The organism is Dactylosporangium sp. CA-092794, from assembly GCF_050948465.1.
Classification (GTDB): domain Bacteria; phylum Actinomycetota; class Actinomycetes; order Mycobacteriales; family Micromonosporaceae; genus Dactylosporangium.
Genome location: NZ_CP192044.1, coordinates 12,710,612 through 12,729,312, shown reverse-complemented (window position 1 = coordinate 12,729,312; position 18,701 = coordinate 12,710,612). Strand labels below are relative to the sequence as shown.

Here is an 18,701-nt window from a genome sequence, read left to right as displayed (position 1 = left end):
TTGTCGCATCGGGGTCCAACGACGTCCGGAAGGGCTGAGGAACGGCACGGGGGTACCTCGCGCCGCGATGGGCCGCGGTGCCCTTCGGTGGCGTCAGCGCGATAGAGTGAGCGCTTGGGTCGATGTCGTTGGCATCCGTTCCATGACCACGTGACCAGCGAGCTCAAGGCGATGCGCGCGGAGGATGCCGCCTAGATGATCTACACCGCCGTGTCGATGACAGGTGCCCGGCACCTGACGGCTTCTAATCTCTGTCGCCGCTCGCGTGTCGGCGTCCCCCTACTGGCTGCGGCCGGATCGCGGCGATGACGTACACGATCTTTGATCTGCTGGGTGCTTCTGCCCGGACCACGAATTTCATCGACGATCGCGTGCTACGCGCGGTCAGCCGTCTCGTCGACAGCGGGCTCGTCCGGCGGGCGCCTATCGAGGCGGTGGTGGCGGCGGCTTGTCTCGGTGATCCGATCAGCGCAGTGCGACGCCTTGCCGAGGCTGGCGTGCTTCCGGGTGAACTTCCGGCCGAACAGCGCCGGGATCTAGCCGCCCGTTTATCGGTGGCCGCCGATCGGCTCGACAGCAAGGCGATCGCGGCGAACGCAGCTGCTGTAGCGGTGTTTCTCGGCCTTCCCGAAGTTCGCGGCGATGCCACGGTGCAGGCGCCGGCTGGCGCGACGCCGGCGTACGGGCTGTTTCCGCATCAACGCCGCGCTGTAGTTCGGGCGCGCGAGCTTCTGCGGCTGGGCCGTACCCGACTGTTGCTGCACATGCCGACAGGGTCCGGCAAGACCCGTACCACGATGAGCATGGTCTGTGACTATCTGCGCGAGAACGAGGGCCGCGCCGTGCTCTGGTTTGCCTCCACCCGGGAGTTGCTGGATCAAGCAGCCCGCGAGTTCCACAAGGCGTGGTCGCTGCTGGGTGACCGGCCCGTGTCTATCGTCTCGGCCTGGGGCGGTCAGGACGCCGACTTCACCGACCTCAGCGACGGTCTCATCGTGGCGAGTCTGCAGACCGTCTACGCGCGCCGCGGTGAGCCTGGGTTCATCCCTGGTCTCGGCCGGCGTGTCGGGCTAATCGTGTTCGATGAAGCGCATCAAGCGGTTGCCCGGACTTACCGGCACGTGGTCGAGCAACTTTCGGCAGCCGGACAGCCGGTCACTCCCATTATCGGGCTCAGTGCGACCCCGGGACGGACGTTCCTGGGAGGACGCTCGGACGAAGACCTCGCGGAGTTTTTCGAGCACACGAAGGTGGAGCTCGATACCGCCGCCGAAGGCGCGGACAACCCGGTCGCCTACCTGATCCGTGAGGGCTACCTTGCCGAGCCCGAGTTCCGGCTCCTCGGAGAACTTCCGGCAGACGACGGTCCGGACAGCGGTGAGGATGAACCGGATGACATCGGCGTCAATGAGGACGACTACCTGCAGGAAGTTCTCGGCGCCACCCTGCAGCTGGTCAGCGAGTCGCACCGCCGAATCATCGTGTTCGCTGCCTCTGTGGAGCTGGCGCACGCCCTGGCGGCGACGTTGCGATCGGTCGGTGTTCTCGCCGACGCGGTGGACGGCATGACGGCTCCCGAACTTCGTGATACCGCGATCCGGATGTTTAAGAGTCCGGCACCTATTCCCCGCGTGCTGGTTAACTACGGCGTGCTGACCACAGGCTTCGACGCCCCGCAGACCAGTGCCGTCGTGATCGCACGCCCGACGCGCTCCCTTGTGCTGTACAGCCAGATGGTAGGCCGGGGCATCCGCGGCCCTAAGGCCGGCGGCAACAGGAACGCCGTTGTCGTCACGGTCGTCGACCCCACAGTCCCCGCATTTGGTTCCATCGCCGCCGCCTTCACCCACTGGGAGGACTTGTGGTAACACCCGAAACTCATCAGGAAGCTCCGCTCCTCTCCGGTGAGCAGACCGTCAAGTCCATCCGGGACACCGGCTACAAGGGCACCGATTACGCCCTGGCGGAGCTCATCGACAACTCCTTTCAGTGGGGTCAAGCCCGCACCGTCCTCCTGGTGATCGTGCAGCGCCCGGTGCAGGGCAAGCTGCGGGCCACCAAACGCGCCGACGAGATCTGGGTCATCGACGACGGCACCGGCATGACGGATCAGGCAGTGAACCTCGCCCTGTCGTTCGGCGGCTCCGGGAAGTATGACGACCGGTCGGGTATTGGCCGCTTCGGCATGGGCCTGCCGCAGGCTAGCGTCTCGCAATGCGAGCGGACCGACGTCTGGACCTGGCAGAAGTCACAGCCCGAGAACGCCTCCCACACCTTCCTCGACCTGCAGAAACTCTCCCGCTCCGGCAAGGGATCCACGCTGACCGTCCCGTGGCCTACCCGTCCCGGCGAGTCCGGCTACGAGACCATGCCCGACTGGGTCCTCGACGTCTTCAAGCAGCATGCCACCGCGGACACCTCGATGGGACAGCCGCTTTACGGCGGCACGGCAATCCGCTGGTCGGCGCTCGACCGAGTCCGGTGGACCACGGCCGGCACCATTCTCAAACACGCGGAGTACCTGCTCGGACGGGTCTACCGCAACTTCCTGACCGCCGACACTGAGCGCCGGCAGATCAAGATCGCCATCGTCGACGCCGACATGATCGGCGGGCTCATTGAGTTCCACGACGTACGCCCCAACGACCCGCTGTACCTGCTGCCGGCAGATCAAAGCACACTCGAGTTCTGGGAGCAGGCCGCGCCGGAAGGTGAGAAGGAGAAGTACGTTCCGGTCACCGGCATCGCGCCCTTCACCGAACACCACAACTCTCGAGAGTTCAAGATCGCGCGGCCGGACGGCAAGGGCGACTCCACGGTGTACGCGCGCCTGTCCCTGGCTCGGCCCGAAGCCCGACCGGGCAGGAATCCAGGTAAAGACACTCACCAGGGCCGCCACGCCCGCGACAACGCCGGGATCTCGGTGGTGCGCGCCGGCCGCGAACTAGTCCTGGAACAGACCCTGAATGAGGAAGCCACCGACCGGTGGTGGGGAGTCGAGCTTTCCTTCAGCCCCGATCTCGACGAGATCTTCGGGGTAACGAACAACAAGCAGGACGTCCCCAACCTCACTCAGGCGCTGCAACTCGCGCGTACCTACGATCTACCGAAGCAAGAGGCATTGAAGGAAGCGCTCTTCGACGAAGAGCACCCGATCGCCGAGTTGTATGGGATGGCACACCAGCTGCTGCTGCTCGTGCGCGCCATGCGACAGGAAGGCCGGGAAGGCCGCGACGCGGCATCGCGAAGCCGCTCAACACCGCCGAATATCGCCGGCGTCGCCTCCAACATCAAGAAGACCCGCTCCACGGTCGTCCCTACGCCTGGGGAGAAGAAGTTCGCGGATGATCCAGACCCCGAGAAGGCTGCCGATGCCATCGAGAACAAGCTCAAGGCAGATGACGTCTCCGACCAGACCCGCAGAATCATCATCGAGAACTACAAACGTGGTGTGACCGTCCAGATCGTGACGCAACCCGAGAAACACGTGCCCGCGTTCTTCCGGCCCGACGAGGCCATGAACCTGGAGCTGCTCTGCCTGAACAACGCGCACCCTGCCTACCAGGCGATCATCGATCCGCTCCGGGCTTCCGGCGAGGACATTGCGGCGATGAGCGAGGAGGAAGCCAAGCGGCTGCTCACCAAGAGTGCTGACGCCATCACCTGGCTCCTGCTGGCCTATGCCCGCTGTGAGAACGAGTACCAGGGCCACCCGCTTGCGGGCACCTGGAAGCAGATCCGCGACCAGTGGGGTCAGCGCCTCGCCGAGACGGTGCAAGACTCCGCCTTCAAGGCTTCCGAACTCTTCGGCGACAGCGCCGAAGACGACAGCGAGGGTGGTGCATGACGCCACCAGAGGCCGATCCTCAGCACTGTGGACTCCGGGTCCTCGAACTGGTCTCCGCCGCTACCGAGCTGACGATCGTCGCGCCGTTCATCACCGCAGCCGGCATCAGGCCCATCCTCACGGCACTGCCGCAGGAAGCCGCACTTGAGGTCTATACCCGGTGGCGCCCGGACGAGGTCGCCGCCGGAGTCAGTGACCCGCACGTCTTCGATCTGGTGGACGCCCGCGGTGGAACGGTGTCGCTGCATCCGATCGTTCACGCCAAGGCCTACCTGACCGGCTCATCCGCCCTCGTGGGCTCTGCCAACGTCACCGGGAACGGCCTCGGATGGGGCCGCCCCGGTGCCGTCGAAATCCTCGTCGCAACCTCCCCGAGCGACCCCGCCGTGGCAGCGCTGATATCCGTGCTGCGGGCGACATCGTCGACCGCCACCGAAGCCGACCGCGACGCAGTTCTGGCCGCCGCCGCGGCGCTTCCTCCAGCACCACTGCGGGCCGCTGCCGAACCGGTGGATCGAACCGATTGGCTGCCCTCCTATCGGATGCCGGAGGTGCTCTGGCTCGTCTACTCCGGGCAACGCGAAAAGGACCTCACGGACTTCGTGCAGCCCGAGCTGCAAGCGCTTGGAGTTCCGAGCGGTATCGACAGCGAACCGGCATTCAACGCCTACGTCGGTGCAATCCTGCGGCAGGGCTTCACCGGCCGAATCGCTCAGGAATGCAGCAACCTGACCACCATCAAAGCGGTACAGCGCCTGACCGACCTGTGCACGGCGAGGGGCATCGCCATCGATGACCCGGGCGTGCTGTGGGAGACCCTGGCGGCATGGATCGAGCGCTTCATCCCGGGCTTCCAGCGGATTACCGGTGGCACGCGACTGATCCGCTAGCGCCATAGACCGATCGGCCGGCCCGTATCCGGGTCGATAACACGTACAGGCTGAGGAAACTCGGTCGCTGATGACGGCTGCGATGACTGCTGCGGGATGACCGCGCACCGGCCAAGAGCTGACCGCAGCAACTCAGCCGCCATGGGCATCCCGGCCGCCTCCGCGGCGGCCAGCAGCGTTCGCGCAACCTTACTGGCCTCCGCCTCCACAACTCCGCCGCCCTTGCCCAAGCCATTCGAGGTAGGACCCGGCATCTCGTCCAGGCGCGTACGCAAGCGGGCAAGTTCGGCAACGAGACAAGCATCGAACTCGGCCGACGACGGCTCGCCATCGCACCTTGGCTCTTGGACGACTGCCAGCAGACGAGCTACCGAATCGGGCAAGTAATTTCGACGGAGGCGCTCAAGATTCACTGCACGCTTCTCCTCGAAACGCCTGCTAGTCACGCCACCCCTCAATCCTGCTCCGCGTCCACGCCGGTCACGGTCCCACGCGTCGCATTACAGCCGACTGACGCTGTCGTGGAACGAAGCCGAGTGGCGTCTCTCAGCGTAGCGGAAACCGAACAGGACACGACGACGCCAAAGGTCTGATCAACCACCGCCGAACGACCGCACCGCCCGACACATGCAGGTTGTTCGGGCTGTGGAGACATCCGTCGAGCAAGGTCCAACGCGAGCTCGGCCGGCGCGAGCGCTCGCGACGTCGACGGTGGCTCGGCCGCCCACTGCATTCTCTCCCACACGATGGCGCGCTGGCTCGGTCAGCACGGCGGCAACTCCCTGCTGAAACGCTAATCCGCCGAACGTCTGCTCGAAGGTCAAGGTGGCCACGGTGACTTCGAACTGTTGCCACTGTGCTGCGGGGGGCACGCCGACGTGGCATAGCTGCGCCAGGGTCGTCCTGCACGGTATCGGCTCTTACAGTGTCATCGTGCCTTGGACCGCTCGGGACAGTGGGCCGGTGCCGCCAGCCCAACGCGACGTTCCTAGCCCGCGGACGCTCCTGTGACCGGTCCACCGTTGGTAGCTCCCAGCCGCGCTCCGCAGTGATGGGAGACAGTCCGAAGGTCTCTTCCGCAGCGGCGCAACGATCAGCTGGTCAGAGCGGTCGCGATGATGGCTCCGGCAGCAAGCAACGGGCCGAACGGTACTTGTCCACGCCGCAATGGGGAGCTGTGCCGAAGCTGCGCCAGGGCGAATGGAAGACCTATCAGGTACGGCAGGACGGCGCCGAGGAGCAGCGTTTCCCATCCGCCGATGCCGAGCGCGGCTCCGAGGACGGCAGCCAGGCGTACGTCGCCCATGCCCATCTGACTAGGCACGAGCACGGCCAGCAGTAGATACACACCGCCGAGTCCAGCAGCGCCGAGCAGCGCCGCGAGGACCCACTGCGGCTGACGGGCCAGCAACGCCGCCGCGCCGATGCCGACGCCCACCATCGACCCAGTGGCCATCACCAACGCGGCGGGCAGCCGGTTCACCGCGACGTCGATCAAGGACAGCAACGTGCTCACCTGGACGACGATCAGCCACATCACCAGCAAGACGATCTGTGGCGCCCCTGCCGCGGGCATCCTCCATGCCAGGACGGCCGTCCCGGCGGCACACCCGCCGACCGCGAGCCAAGACCTCGCTCCCGCCGGACAGACCGGGCAGGGCGCACCCAGCCGGATCCAGCCGCGCCATCCGTCGGGGAACGGCCGGCGGCATCGCGGACAGGCGATTCGGAGAGGTTCGTCGATCATCACGGCCATCCGACAGGCGGTCCGGGGCCACAGCGCCGCGACTACGGCGCTCAGCGCGGCTACGCCGGCGATCGGCAGCATATGCACCGTTGCGATGGTATCGACCTTCGGCGCTCGAGCACGGTCCGCAAGTAGAACGCCGTACGCCGCGCCATCTCGAAGGACCGTAGATCAACGCCTCCGCGAGGAGCCGTTTTGCATTTCTCCTCCTGGATCACGAACGCGACGTCCGCCACACGGCGGTCACGACGGCTGAGAACCCACCGCCTGGGGCATGCCCGGTCTGACCGTCGATCGGCCGTTCCGTTCCAAGCGTTCACACACCTTTGTGCCAGCCGGCAACCCCGTCGCGGCGTCTCGCAGCCGAGCACTTGCTTCGACGAGCGCAGTGCGGATTCCATTCGTCGTCGACCGATGCATCCGGTGCATCGGCGCGACCGGAGGGAACCTGGTGATGGACACCGAACCGCCCGACGACGTCAGGATGGCTGAGGACGACCCTTTCGGCGCGCTGGCGCGTGAGCTGACGGAGTTCGATTACGTCGCCGGCGACACCGTCGACGGCATCACCCCGCACGCCCACCCACACGGCGGCGCGATACTGGCCACCATCGACCGTACCGGCCAGGAGGCGCGGCTGGCTCGCTGTGACGCTGACGGCGAGACCCTGTGGACGGTGCGCTTCACCGCTGCGGTCCCGCCTCCCGTACAGCTCGTCATCCTCAGCGCAGTGCTGCACGCCCATCTCGACGATGAACAGGCCATCTTGACTCGAGCTTCCGGCTTGCTCGGGCTCCGGCCAGCCCAACGCTAGATCGATCGGAGGCACCCAGGGCGCCCAACCCGCTCGCAGCGGCTCGGGCGCCCGCGCTTGTTCGGGCCAATAGCCTGTGAAGGGCTCACGGCCAGCGGGCGCCGGCGTCTCCAGCCGGGGCTAGGGAAGGGGCTTCTTCGGGAGGTGGCAAGCCCGTCGGTTAGAGGATGCCCCGAGGTGTGCCGCACGGGGGAACAGCACACCTCGGGTTGAGTCTGGACGATACGACCACCGTTCGCGCGCCGCCATGGTGCAGTCGCCTTCGATCGGGCGACGCCAGGTCAGGTGCGGCTCGAACGATCACCGCCGTCGCGCGCAACGTCCCATTGCGACAGCTCGTTGACGAAGGCGCGCAGTGCAGGCAGCGCCCGTTCGCCGAGCGGCGTCAGCATGTAGTGCACGCCGTCTCCGTCGGTGGGGTGGCGTACCAGCCCACGGTCGACGAGACGTTGGAGTGCGTCGCGGTGGGTTTTGGAATTGATGTTGCCAACGTCGCGCTGGATGGCGTTGAAGCGCTTCGGCCCGTCGAGCAGCGAAGCAAGGATTTCCAGAGTCCAGCGGTGATCAAAAAGTCGTAAGACGTCGTAGATTGCGTCGAGATCCTCCATGCATCCCCCGTTAGGCATCGATCAAGCCTCGCGCCTCCCTTGGCGAGTGTAGACGGACGTGAGTCACGCTCTCATGCCCGTTTAGCTGCACAGCGATCGATGAGGAGGCCGAATCGGCCCATGCCGGAGTTTGCGGACTAATCCTCCGCAATGCTTGCTTTTCTACGATCCCCGGTGGCCGGCTCCGTGAACGCCTTCGACAGGTCGATCAGGGAACGAGTCAGTGATGCGCCGATGGCAGTGAGCTCGTAGGAGATCCCGTGTTGGTCGAGGTCGAAGGTGCCGGACCCGCCGGTCCGGCGTACGAGATCGACTGCGGTGAGCCAGCGGATCGCGTCATCGACGTGCGGGTAGTTGCCCGCCGCCAAGAGCGTTTCCCGGCTGGCCGAACCTCCACACTGGAGGAGGCCGACTAGCACGGGAACAGCACCCGCAGTATCGGCCAGTTCGCGGGCTAGCCGGGACACGTCGCGCTCTTCGGCTCCGCTCATGCAGCGGCCTCCTCGAGGGGAAGTACGAAAAGTCTAAGACCTTCGATGCCCCACCTAGCTGTCGCGAACACGACACCTCCTGCCTGTCTCGTCCGGTTTCGTGGAGCTTCCACGGTCACCCTAGGTACTTACCGCGTTGTACTTTCCGCGACCTACTGCATGTTGCGAATACCGGGGGTGAAGGGTGTACAAGCGTTCGTAGACGTTGTTCATCCAAGCTCGCGGGGGGTGCACGTGCTCATGCTCCATCGGCGGGGCCGACTGGTGTCGGCGGGGATTCTATTGGTCGCGCTCGCCTCCGCCGGATGTACCCACCAGCCGTCCAGCGAACCGACCAGATCGAGTGCTCCGCCCTCGCTGTCAGCGCCCTCCCCGGCCAAGTCCGAGGACGCGGCGACCACCGGACAGAGTGCTCTGGATGCCTACCGCGACATGTGGAAGGCGTACCAGGACGCATTGTCCATTCCGGACCCCGCCTTTCCGGACCTGGCCAAACACGCAACCGGCAAGGCGCTAACGACCCTGACCAAGGGCCTGCAGTCGGTCAAGGACCAGGGGCTCAAGGGCACCGGGTCCATCGAGGTCACACCCAAGATCACCGGATTTTCCCCGGCAAGCGCACCGACCAACGTCGAGATCACCGACTGTCTCAACGACGCCGACTCGCACATCGTCCGCGCAGGGCCGGGTTCGCCGTACAACGACAAGCCGGGTGGCCGGCACCGCACGACGGCGGCGGTCGACCGCCAGAGCGACGGGACTTGGAAGGTGAGCGACTTCGGCGTCCGGGAGGTGGGAAGTTGCTGACCTCACGACGTCTCTCGACGGTGGTCGTTACGGCGGCGCTGTTGGTCTTCGCATCTGCCGCACCCGCCGTTGCTGGTGGCACGGATCCCGTCAACTGCGCGCAGAACCCGACCGATCCTCGTTGCGACGTGCACGCCGGCCAGCCCGGTGGCCCGGGCGATGGAGGCGGCGGCGGAAACGGCGGGAGCGGCGGCGGGTCTCAGGTCTGCCATTACCCGATCACCAACGAGGTCGTGCCGTGCTACTTGCCGGACTACGGCCAGTTCGCCGACGACGGCTGTTATTACAAGCCTGCTACCGGCAACGACTTGGCGGCGGCCGAGGCGTTGGGCGGCACACCGACGCCGCCTGGCCGCTGGTATGTCGGGACGTGCGGGTATCCGCCGTCACCGGTGTTGACGAAGTTCCGGATCTTCGGTGGGAATGTGCTGCCCAATCCGGCTGATCTGGCCGCGGACGCGGTCAAGCAGTTGCACCTGCCGTTGCCGGCGATCCGGGTGAACCCGGCGCCTCCGGCCGCGCAGCTGGTGTTCCTGCCGACGTGGATGTGGCTGGACGGTTCGTCGTGGGGATCGCGGTCGGCGACCGCGTCGGTGCCGGGCCTGTCGGTGACCGCGACGGCGAGGCCGGCGAAGCTGGTGTTCGCTACCGGTGACGGCTCCAGCGTTTCCTGCCCCGGTCCCGGTACTCCGTGGAGCACCGGTAAGGACCCGAATACCGCGTCGCCGGACTGCGGTCACACCTACCAACGGCCGGGTTCGTTCACCGTGACCGCGACGGTCACCTGGCAGATCAGCTGGGCGGGCGGCGGTCAGACCGGCACGGTCTCGGACTTGACGACCACCTCGACGCTGCCGCTGAACGTCACCGACTCCCAGGCGCTGAATACCACAACACAGGGATAGCCATGCCTTCCACAGCAACGCTCGACGCGAAGCGTCCGAGCGGTACCCCAGCCTTGCCTCAATCCGCCTCTACGGCTGCCGGGCCGGTGATCCGTCGGCGGGTCAGCGTGCCCCGCGTGCTGCTCGGCGCGGTGCTGGTCCTCGGGTTCGCCCTGGCCGGTGCTGTGGTGGCCAACCGGGTCGATACCCGGGTGCCGGTGCTGGCCGCCGCGCATGACATCGCCGCCGGGCAGACGATCAGCGACGCCGATCTGACGGTGGTGCGGGTCGCCGCCGAGGCCGGCGTGACGACCGTGCCGGAGGCGCAGCGGGCCACGGTGGTCGGGCGCACCGCCGCGATGCCGGTCGCGGCCGGGAGCCTGCTGCAGCCTGCCCTGCTCGGCGACGTGGCCTGGCCGCCGGCCGGGCAGGCGGTGATCGCCGTCGGGGTCAAGCCCGGCCACGCCCCGGCCGGGCTGGCGGCCGGCAGCCACGTCACGGTGCTGATCGTGCCGACCAGCAACGCGCCGGGCACCGCCCCGTCGAGCGGCCCGTCGTCGGTGGTGCAGGCCGACGCGACGGTGGTCTCGGTGGAGCAGGCCACCGACCAGTCCGGCACCCTGGTGGTGTCGCTGCTCCTCAGCGGCTCGGCGGCCACCAGAATCGCCTCGACCGCGGGTGAGCCGTCGCTGGTGCAGCTCGGCGCGGGGCGGTGACCGGCCGATGCTGATCGCGGTCGCCTCCGTGAAAGGCGCCCCCGGCGTCACGACGCTCGCGCTGGGCCTGGCGGCATTGTGGCCGGAGCTGGGCGCAGTCCTGGTCGAGTGTGATCCCGACGGCGGGGACCTGGCCGCCCGGTTCGGTCACCACCCCGATCCGGGCCTAGCCAGCCTCGCCGCTGCCGCCCGCACGGGTTTGACGCAGGTGCCCCTGGCGGAGCACGTGCAGCGCCTCGCGGTCGGCGCCAACGTGGTCCTGGCTCCGCCGGGCGACGGCGCCGCAGCCGCGGTGCAGACCCTCACCTACAGCGGCGGCGAGACACTGCGGCGGGCCGGCGACGACCAGCCAGTGGTGGTGGACCTGGGCCGGCTGTCCCGCGGTGGCCCCGGCCTGGCGCTGGCCGCCGTCGCCGACCACGTGCTGGTCGTCGCCGGCGCACAACTGGCCGATGCGACCCAGGTGCAGGCCCGGCTGGAGTGGCTGCGGCCGGAGCTGTCCGGCCGGTTGTGGCTGGTCCGCGCCGGCGACGGCGGCTACAGCTCGACCGAGCTCGCCCGCGACCTGGGTGTGCCGGTGCTGTGGGACCTGCCGCACAGCCGGCTCGGCGCCGGCGCGCTGACCGGTCAGCTGCGGGTGCCGAACTGGCGGCGGCTGAAGCTGGCCCGCGCCGTCCGCGGCATGGCCACCACGCTTACCACGGCGCAACCCGCGTCGATCCTGCCGGAGTTCGACCCGGCCCGGCAGCTGGCAGTCCGACCCGTCGTGGAGGGACGTCACCGATGAGCAGCCCACGATCCTCGGCCACCGACTGGCAGCCGTCCGTGCAGCAGCCCCTGATCGACGAGCTGCGCCGGCAGGTCGCCGCGCAGCTGGCGGCCTCGGGTGCCCGGCTGACCGGCCGGGAACGCGACCAGCGGGTCGAGCAGCTCGTCGCCGGGGCCCTCGATGCCCACGCCCGCGACCGCCTGGCCGCCGGAGCCATGCCACTGGATCCGCCGGTGGAGGCGGTCGTGGCCAAGGCCGTCCGGGACGCGCTGACCGGCATGGGCGCCCTGCAACCGCTGCTCGACGACCCTTCGATCACGAACATCTTCATCAACGGCGGCACTGTCTGGGTCAAACGCGCTGACGGCACGAAGACCCGGATGCCGGCGGTCACCGCCACGGCGGACGAGCTGATCGACCTGATCCGGGACATTGCCGCCCGCGCCGGCGCTGACGAACGCCGCTTCGACCGCGGCGTGCCGCGGGTGTCCGTGCGGCTTCCTGACGGCTCCCGGCTGTTCGCCACGATGCTGTCGCGGGAACCGTCGGTGTCGATCCGCCGGCACACGCTGCTGCACGCCAGCCTGGACGAGATGGCGCTGAAGTACGGCGCGATGGACCATGGGCTGCTGGCCCTGCTCACCGCGATGGTCCTGGCCCGCCGCAACGTCATCATTTGCGGCGGTACCGACACGGGCAAGACGACGTTCCTGCGGGCGATGGCCAAGGCGATCCCACCCGACGAGCGGCTGATCACCATCGAGGACACCGACGAGCTCGCCCTGGACGAGGACCCCGACCATCCCGACTGCGTCGCCTTGCAGGCTCGCGAACCCAACGTCGAGGGCGAGGGCGGCATCGACCTGGCCGAGCTGGTCCGTTGGGCGCTGCGGATGTCCCCGGACCGGGTCATCCTCGGTGAGGCGCGCGGCGGCGAGGTCGTGCCGCTGCTCAACTGCATGAGCCAGGGCAACGACGGCAGCTTGGCGACGATCCACACCTCGTCGTCGAAGCAGGCGTTCACCCGGCTGATGACCTACGCCGCGCAGTCCGCCGAACGACTGCCGTTCGAGTCCACCGCGCCGCTGGTCGGTGGGGCCGTGCACTTCGTCGTGCATCTGGCCTGGTCGACCGACGGCGTGCGGGTCGTGTCCAGCATCCGGGAGGTCCTGCACGCTGAAGGCGCGGAGGTTATCTCCAACGAGGTGTTCCGGCCCGGCCCGGACCGGCGGGCCGTGCCCGCCGCGCCGCTGCGGACCGACACTCTCGACGAGCTCACCGCGGCCGGGTTCAACCCGAACCTTATCCGGGGATGGTGATCGATCGATGCGCGCTCTGTTTGCCCTGTTCGGTGCCGGTGTCGGCATCGCGGTCCTGCTGCTCGCCGGTGGCCTGCGCGCACCGGTCCGCCCTGATCGGCCGGCGCGAGCCGAACGCCGCCGGGCCCGCGCCGGGGTGTCGGCGCTGCGGATCGCCGGGGTTCTCGCCGCCGCCGCGCTGGTCGGCGCGGTGACCCGCTGGCCGGTAGCGGCGGCCCTCGCCGCCGTCGCCGCCTGGGCGCTACCCGCCGTCCTCGGACCCGACCGGGCACAGCGACGCACGCTGGAGCGCGTTGAGGCGATCGCGGCGTGGGCCGAAGATCTGTCCGGGACGCTGCGCGCCGCGGCCGGAATCGAGCAGACCATCCTGCAGACCGCGGCGGTCGCCCCGGCCGAGATCCGGCCCGAACTCAACCGGCTCGCCGAGGCGTTGCGCGCCGCGATCCGGCTCCCCGACGCGCTGCGAGCGTTCGCCGCCGACCTGGCCGACCCGACCGCGGACATGGTGGTCAACGTGCTGCTGCAGGCGGCGCAGCACCAGGCCCGCGACATTGCCACCGGCCTGTCCGGAGTCGGCCGCGCCGCCCGCCGGCAAGCATCCTCGCGGCTTCGGGTGGCCACCGGCCGGTCCCGGACCCGCACCTCCACCCGGATCGTCATCTGCGTCGTGCTCGCCTCCGTGGTGCTGCTGGCCATGTTCGCCCGCAACTTCCTCGCCCCGTACGGCAGCCCGCTCGGCCAACTGATCCTCGCCGTGCTCGGCACCATGTTCGGCGGCGCCCTGATGTGGATGGTCCGCACCGGCCGCATCCCCGACCTGCCCCGCATCCTGACCCGCACCGCCGACGAGGTGACCTCGTGACCACCCTGATCCTCACCGGCGCAGGCGTCGGCCTCGGCATGGCGATGCTGCTGTGGGGCCTCGTTCCGGCCCGGCCGTCCCTCGCCGCCGCGATCGACACGCTGCGCCGGCCACCGCCGCCCGCCCTGACCGGCCAGCAGCGGCTGCTGCAGGCCCTCGCCGCGCCGCTGCAACAGCTCGGCCTGCCCCGCGAACGAGTCCGTAAAGACCTCGCCATCCTGGAACGCGACCCGCACCGGCACCTGGCCGGACAGTTCGGTCTGGCCGCGCTCGGCCTGCTCGCCCCACCGGCCACCGTGGCGCTGCTCAACGTCATGGGTGCCGGCATCAGCCTCACCGTACCGCTGTGGCTCGGCCTCGCTCTCGGGGCCGGCGCGTTGATCGTCGGCGAGTTGTCCATTCACGAGGAGGCCGAACAGCGGCGGCTGCTGATGCGGCACACCCTCGCCGCCCTGCTCGATGTCGTCCCGCCGGCGCTGGCCGCCGGCGCCGGCATCGAACAGGCGCTCACCGACGCTTCGTCGATCGCCGAGGGCTGGGCCGCGCGACGCATCCGCGACGCGCTGAGCACCGCCCGGCTGACCCGGGTACCGCTGTGGCAGCCGCTGCGCGAACTCGGCGAACGCACGGGAGTCGTCCAGCTCGAGCAACTGGCCGGCACGCTGCAACTGGCGGCCGGGGAGGGCACCCGCATCCGTGAGGCGCTCCTCCAGCGCGGCGAAGCAGTCTCCGAACGGCTCACCGCGGAGATGGAAGCCAACGCCGAATCGGCTACCGAACGGATGAGTATCCCCCTGATGGCCCTGACCTCGATCTTCCTGTTGTTCCTCATCTACCCCGCGATCGTCGCGATCAAGGGCTGAACCGTGAACCGAAGGAGGTCCGCAATGTCCGCCTTACACGCGCGGCCTTGGTCCTCGCCGCGGCGGTGGCGCTGCTCACTGTGGCCGGCCCCGTCGCCCCGGCAATCCGAGACGCCCAGGCGGCTGACGGCTTCCCGGACCGGCCCTCATGTTCGCCCGACCTTCGCGAAGGAGTTCGCAGCGTGCGTCTGAACGCCTCACCTTCCCGCGCACCTCCTCACCAGCGATGTCTCGACCCGACACGACCACCACTGCGGCACTACCGGCGCAGCGGAAGAGCAGACACACCAACAAGCCCGGAAGGAAACCCTTCGATGCCACGAAACCCCGCACTGGCGCTGCTCGCATTCGTCACTGGCGTCCTGCGCGACCGCATCGACGAGCTGCGCCGCAACCCCGACCGCGGCAGCCACGCCGTGGAGTACGCCATCGGTATCGGTCTCGGCGCGGCCGTCATCATCCTGCTGTACGGCGCGTACAAGTCCGGTGTCGACGGCATCATCAAGAACTGGGTGTTCAAGTAGTGCACCCGACCATGCCCCCAACTCGTCGGGCTCGCCACACGCCGACCCGTTCCTCGCGTGTGACGTGGTGGCGTCGCCTCCGACGCGACGACCGCGGGTCGGTCGCGGTGGAGTTCGCGATCGGTGCGCCGATCCTGCTCGGGATCGTGCTGATCCTGCTGCAGATGTTCGCCTGGGGCATGGGCTACCTCGCCGCGCACGCCGCCGCCGACCATGCGGTACAGACCAGCCGCGTGGTCGGCGGCACCGTCGCCGCCGGCCAGGACGACGCCGCCGCGCTGTTCGACCAGCTCGGCGGGTCGTTCGTCGACAACCCCACGGTGAGCGTCACCCGCGGCCAGGCCACCACCACGGTGACGATCCGCGGCACCGCGCACGGCCTGCCACTGCCGATCACCGTCACCGTCCACGCCCCCACCGAGCGGTACACCAGATGACCCGACAACCCGTCCACGCCAGCCTCTCGCCGGTCCGGCCGGTGCGCCGCCGGCTGCGCGACGACCGCGGCTCCGTCGCGGTCGAGCTGGCCATCGGCATGCCCCTCGCCGTGCTGTTCGTCTTCCTGATCGTCGGCGCCTACCACCTCGGGCAGGCCAACATCGACGTCAACGCCGCCGCAGCCGCCGCCTCCCGCGCCGCATCGCTGACCCGCAGCGCTGGGGCAGCCGACGCTGCCGCCCGCGACAGCGCCACCGCCAACCTGGCCGGGCAGTGCGCCACCGTCACGGTGTCGGTCGACACCAGCGAGTTCCACCGCGGCGGCGCGGTCACCGTGCACGTCGGCTGCACCGTCACCACCGAAGGGCTGCTCGGCGTCGGGCTGCCCGGTTCGATGACGGTGTCGGCGTCCTCGACCAGCCCTCTCGACCTGTACCGGGCGAGAGCTCTCGGGTTCGGGATTACTGAAGCGCCGTCCGCAGCGAACCCGCGTATGGGTGGTGCTTGATGGGCGTAGCGGGCACATTCGGTTCGAGAACCGACACCATCGTGCGCGGCCGGAGCCAGCCGAGCCCTTGCTGTGTTCAGGCGATGCCCTGCGCGACGTCCGCGAGATCGCCGGCAGTGAACAGAGCGGCTACAAGGTTCATTGGCGGGATAATGAGGTGGGCGCCCGGGAAGAGCATCTCGATCACGGTGGCTTGCACCGCTTCCTCCAAGAAGTGTCTGGCCAACTCCTTCATGGCATCCCACGCCCACGCGAGGAACGGGTACCGGATACGGACATCTTCCTCGGAAGCCGTTTCACGGAAGGGGTCGCGCCGCCAGACGACTAGATCTTCTCGATACTCGTCCAGGTGTTGTTCGGTGACAGCCTTTCCGACTATTGCGGCGGCCTCGTTCCAGATCGCGCTGGCAGCGGCCTTCACATCGTCGTCGAGACGATCCCAGTTCCGGGTGTCGAGCTGCTCGGTGTGGTCGGGGTGGAGCGCAACGAAGCTGGCGATCTTCCTCTTCAGCGAATCCCGCTCGTCGTCATGCATGGATCCCAACGCCGCGTTGACGAGCATTCCGTACTCCAGCGGTTCGCTGGCTTCCATCGACTGGTCGTCATCGTCCGGTCCTAGCGTCAGGGACTCATCATCACCGTCGTTGTCAGCAAAAGGTTCATGGTCGTCCCAGGTTGAGTCATCAGCCTCATCGGGTGGGTCTGGTGTGTCGAATGGCGTCACGATCTACCTCCGTCGCTGGCCTCCTGCCTCCACGGTAAGAGGGGTCGTCACGCTGCAGCGTGGAGGTACGCCAATGGCTTGGCGAGAGTTCGGGACGGACCTTCGCCTGCGCGGGAGCGGGCGTGTCGAGTTCGTCCTGGTAGCGCGTGCGTTAGCGGGGTGGTCGATTGAATGTGGTTCGGCCCTGGGTCAAGACGGGGTGAGGTCGGGATGATCGAGTGTGGCGGTGTAGCGGGTGCCGGCTTGGATGCTCAGGCCGAACAGGTCGGCCAAGCGGCGGACGTCGCCGCCGGTGGCGTGGGCCTCGTCGAGGATGCGGTCCTCGCGGATCGCGGCTGCGGACAATCCTGGGCCGATGGTGAGCCAGATCCAGCGTTTGCTGCATTCCTCGGTGCGGCGGCCGGTGTGTTCGGTGACGAACAGATGCGTGTTGGCGGTGTCGGGCCAACGCTGGTTCCGGGCGTTGAGGTAGGCACTGAGACGGTCGCGTACCGGGTCGGCCAGGACGATGACGCGTCCGTCGAGGTGCAGCCGGCCGTCACGGACGTCGGTCAGCTGCAGGCGTTGCAGCTGACCGGCGCGCAGCCCGTGGAACGCGGTCAGGGCGACCAGTACGGCCTGAGCTGGGTTGTCGGACATCAGCGCGGCCTGCAGCAGTTCGACGTTGACCGGCAGCGGTTGCTTGGCCTCGTGGTAGCCGACTTTGACGCGGGCGGTGGGGTCGGTGAACAGCACCTTGCGGCCCTTGAGCAGCCGGCAGATGGACTTGAGGCCCTGCCCTGCGGTGGAGCGTGCGTTGCCCGAGGGTGGCAGGGCGTCGAGGACCTGCTCGCGCGTGATCTCCCGCAGCGAGCCGTGACCGGCGGCGGCCCAGACCCGCAGCAGCGGCAACGCCCACTGCAGGTGCAGCCTGATGGTGATCTCGGCGCGGGGTCGGCGGCGCGGCGGGGTGGGGCTGCCGTGCTTCATGACCTCGTACCAGACGGTCAGCTCGGTGACCATCGTGTCCGGGAGGCCGTCGATCTGCTGGGTGAACCAGCGGTCCAGGGCCGGGGTGCGGTCCTCGACCAGGTCACCGGCCACGGCGAGGACCTTCATCACCGGCCAGATGGGCAGGTCGATATCGCGCAGCAAGGTCACGTCGCTGGCGTTGATCGGCGCGTTCGGCCGGTCCTGGATGCCCAGGACGATCCGCAGGCCGTAGCAGGTGCCCTCCAGCAGTCGGGCGGTCCAGCCCAGCTCGGCGGCCATGTCGTGGGCGAGCTGGTCCAGGGCGGCAGCGCGGGCGGGGTCGGCGCGCAGGTGCAACCCGGTGCGGCCGTGCGCGGCGAGGTCGCGGCGCATCCCGAAGAGCACGAGTTGCTCGTGGTCGCCGGTGACCGCGAACTCCGACAGCGGCTCGGCGATCGCCCCGGTGTCGGGCGGCCGAAGGTTGGCGCGGCTGTCCTGGAAGGTGTCGGCGATGAACAGTTGCTGCCCGTGGTGGTTGGCGCCGGTCAGGTCGAGTTTCTCGTCGGGGTGGCGCAGCATGCTGGCCTGCTTGTAGCACAGCCGGCAGACCTCGCGGCCCCAGAAGCCGACGTGCCGCGGTTGCCCGCACACGGTGCACGGCTTGACCGTCGGGTAGTTGTGGCACCAGGTCACGCAGGCGCGGCACCGCCAGTTGTGGTGCCGGGTCGCTCCCCACGCCTGGCATTCCCGGCAGGAGTCGACGCCCGGGTCGCCGTCCTTGTGGCAGCGGTTGCACAACCCGCTGGTGTAGTAGCCGGTCCGAGAGCCACAGCGCAGACACGGCGGCGGGATGACCGGCCCGCCGGGCCAGCAGCCGAAGCAGAACTCGACGCCGGCCATCGCCGCCGGAGCGCTCCGGCAGACACGGCATTTGCGGCG

General features: G+C 68.5%; 19 protein-coding genes. 14 read left to right on the top strand and 5 right to left on the bottom strand.

Annotated elements, in window-relative coordinates; all coding sequences use genetic code 11:
* The first annotated feature begins 305 nt into the window (after positions 1 to 305).
* The 3 genes from ACQPXD_RS55210 to ACQPXD_RS55200 are packed head-to-tail and all read left to right on the top strand — an operon-like array spanning position 306 to position 4,737.
* Positions 306 to 1,868 carry a DEAD/DEAH box helicase gene (locus tag ACQPXD_RS55210; RefSeq protein ID WP_432833079.1) on the top strand — a complete coding sequence of 521 codons (1,563 nt, stop codon included), beginning with the start codon at positions 306 to 308 and terminating at the stop codon, positions 1,866 to 1,868.
* Positions 1,862 to 3,847 carry an ATP-binding protein gene (locus ACQPXD_RS55205; RefSeq protein ID WP_432833077.1) on the top strand — a complete coding sequence of 662 codons (1,986 nt, stop codon included), beginning with the start codon at positions 1,862 to 1,864 and terminating at the stop codon, positions 3,845 to 3,847. The genes ACQPXD_RS55210 and ACQPXD_RS55205 overlap by 7 nt, the downstream gene beginning before the upstream one ends.
* Positions 3,844 to 4,737 carry a phospholipase D family protein gene (locus ACQPXD_RS55200; protein ID WP_432833075.1) on the top strand — a complete coding sequence of 298 codons (894 nt, stop codon included), beginning with the start codon at positions 3,844 to 3,846 and terminating at the stop codon, positions 4,735 to 4,737. Before ACQPXD_RS55205 ends, ACQPXD_RS55200 begins: the two co-directional genes overlap by 4 nt.
* 1,093 nt (positions 4,738 to 5,830) lie before the next feature.
* Here the strand turns inward: ACQPXD_RS55200 and ACQPXD_RS55195 are convergent.
* Positions 5,831 to 6,274 (bottom strand): prepilin peptidase, encoded by a 444-nt coding sequence (locus ACQPXD_RS55195; RefSeq protein ID WP_432844322.1) that lies wholly within the window; start codon positions 6,272 to 6,274, stop codon positions 5,831 to 5,833.
* A 664-nt stretch (positions 6,275 to 6,938) separates the two neighbouring features.
* Between ACQPXD_RS55195 and ACQPXD_RS55190 the strand changes: the two genes are divergently transcribed.
* A complete protein-coding gene (locus tag ACQPXD_RS55190; RefSeq protein WP_432833073.1) occupies positions 6,939 to 7,298 on the top strand; it encodes a hypothetical protein in 360 nt (119 codons plus the stop codon).
* A 281-nt stretch (positions 7,299 to 7,579) separates the two neighbouring features.
* On the opposite strand, the gene ACQPXD_RS55185 is transcribed toward ACQPXD_RS55190, so the two are convergent.
* Positions 7,580 to 7,906 carry a winged helix-turn-helix transcriptional regulator gene (locus ACQPXD_RS55185; RefSeq protein ID WP_432833071.1) on the bottom strand — a complete coding sequence of 109 codons (327 nt, stop codon included), beginning with the start codon at positions 7,904 to 7,906 and terminating at the stop codon, positions 7,580 to 7,582.
* Positions 7,907 to 8,043: 137 nt separating this feature from the next.
* A complete protein-coding gene (locus ACQPXD_RS55180; RefSeq protein WP_432833069.1) occupies positions 8,044 to 8,397 on the bottom strand; it encodes a hypothetical protein in 354 nt (117 codons plus the stop codon).
* A gap of 228 nt (positions 8,398 to 8,625) precedes the next feature.
* Between ACQPXD_RS55180 and ACQPXD_RS55175 the strand changes: the two genes are divergently transcribed.
* The 10 genes from ACQPXD_RS55175 to ACQPXD_RS55130 all read left to right on the top strand — a co-directional run bounded on the left by ACQPXD_RS55175 (position 8,626) and on the right by ACQPXD_RS55130 (position 16,087).
* The gene (locus tag ACQPXD_RS55175; RefSeq protein ID WP_432833067.1) at positions 8,626 to 9,204 is read left to right on the top strand and encodes a hypothetical protein; all 579 of its coding nucleotides are present in this window, start codon (positions 8,626 to 8,628) and stop codon (positions 9,202 to 9,204) included.
* Positions 9,198 to 10,109: a hypothetical protein gene (locus tag ACQPXD_RS55170; RefSeq protein ID WP_432833066.1), complete on the top strand. Its 912-nt coding sequence runs from the start codon at positions 9,198 to 9,200 to the stop codon at positions 10,107 to 10,109. Before ACQPXD_RS55175 ends, ACQPXD_RS55170 begins: the two co-directional genes overlap by 7 nt.
* Before the next feature lie 86 nt (positions 10,110 to 10,195).
* Positions 10,196 to 10,804 carry an SAF domain-containing protein gene (locus ACQPXD_RS55165; RefSeq protein ID WP_432833064.1) on the top strand — a complete coding sequence of 203 codons (609 nt, stop codon included), beginning with the start codon at positions 10,196 to 10,198 and terminating at the stop codon, positions 10,802 to 10,804.
* Positions 10,805 to 10,811: 7 nt separating this feature from the next.
* Positions 10,812 to 11,591, top strand: a complete 780-nt coding sequence (locus ACQPXD_RS55160; protein ID WP_432833062.1) for a hypothetical protein — start codon at positions 10,812 to 10,814, stop codon at positions 11,589 to 11,591.
* Positions 11,588 to 12,892, top strand: a complete 1,305-nt coding sequence (locus ACQPXD_RS55155) for a CpaF family protein (RefSeq protein ID WP_432833060.1) — start codon at positions 11,588 to 11,590, stop codon at positions 12,890 to 12,892. The genes ACQPXD_RS55160 and ACQPXD_RS55155 overlap by 4 nt, the downstream gene beginning before the upstream one ends.
* 7 nt (positions 12,893 to 12,899) lie before the next feature.
* Complete coding sequence (locus tag ACQPXD_RS55150) at positions 12,900 to 13,754, top strand: type II secretion system F family protein (RefSeq protein ID WP_432833058.1); 855 nt, start codon at positions 12,900 to 12,902, stop codon at positions 13,752 to 13,754.
* Positions 13,751 to 14,617 carry a type II secretion system F family protein gene (locus tag ACQPXD_RS55145; RefSeq protein ID WP_432833056.1) on the top strand — a complete coding sequence of 289 codons (867 nt, stop codon included), beginning with the start codon at positions 13,751 to 13,753 and terminating at the stop codon, positions 14,615 to 14,617. The genes ACQPXD_RS55150 and ACQPXD_RS55145 overlap by 4 nt, the downstream gene beginning before the upstream one ends.
* 314 nt (positions 14,618 to 14,931) lie before the next feature.
* On the top strand, positions 14,932 to 15,141 hold the full coding sequence (locus tag ACQPXD_RS55140) for a hypothetical protein (protein WP_432833054.1): 210 nt from the start codon (positions 14,932 to 14,934) through the stop codon (positions 15,139 to 15,141).
* A gap of 107 nt (positions 15,142 to 15,248) precedes the next feature.
* Positions 15,249 to 15,578: a TadE family protein gene (locus tag ACQPXD_RS55135; protein ID WP_432833052.1), complete on the top strand. Its 330-nt coding sequence runs from the start codon at positions 15,249 to 15,251 to the stop codon at positions 15,576 to 15,578.
* Positions 15,575 to 16,087: a TadE/TadG family type IV pilus assembly protein gene (locus ACQPXD_RS55130; protein ID WP_432833050.1), complete on the top strand. Its 513-nt coding sequence runs from the start codon at positions 15,575 to 15,577 to the stop codon at positions 16,085 to 16,087. The genes ACQPXD_RS55135 and ACQPXD_RS55130 overlap by 4 nt, the downstream gene beginning before the upstream one ends.
* Positions 16,088 to 16,163: 76 nt before the next feature.
* Here the strand turns inward: ACQPXD_RS55130 and ACQPXD_RS55125 are convergent, their stop codons facing one another.
* On the bottom strand, positions 16,164 to 16,811 hold the full coding sequence (locus ACQPXD_RS55125; protein WP_432833048.1) for a hypothetical protein: 648 nt from the start codon (positions 16,809 to 16,811) through the stop codon (positions 16,164 to 16,166).
* A 189-nt stretch (positions 16,812 to 17,000) separates the two neighbouring features.
* The gene (locus ACQPXD_RS55120) at positions 17,001 to 18,662 is read right to left on the bottom strand and encodes a hypothetical protein (protein WP_432833046.1); all 1,662 of its coding nucleotides are present in this window, start codon (positions 18,660 to 18,662) and stop codon (positions 17,001 to 17,003) included.
* Positions 18,663 to 18,701 lie beyond the last annotated feature (39 nt).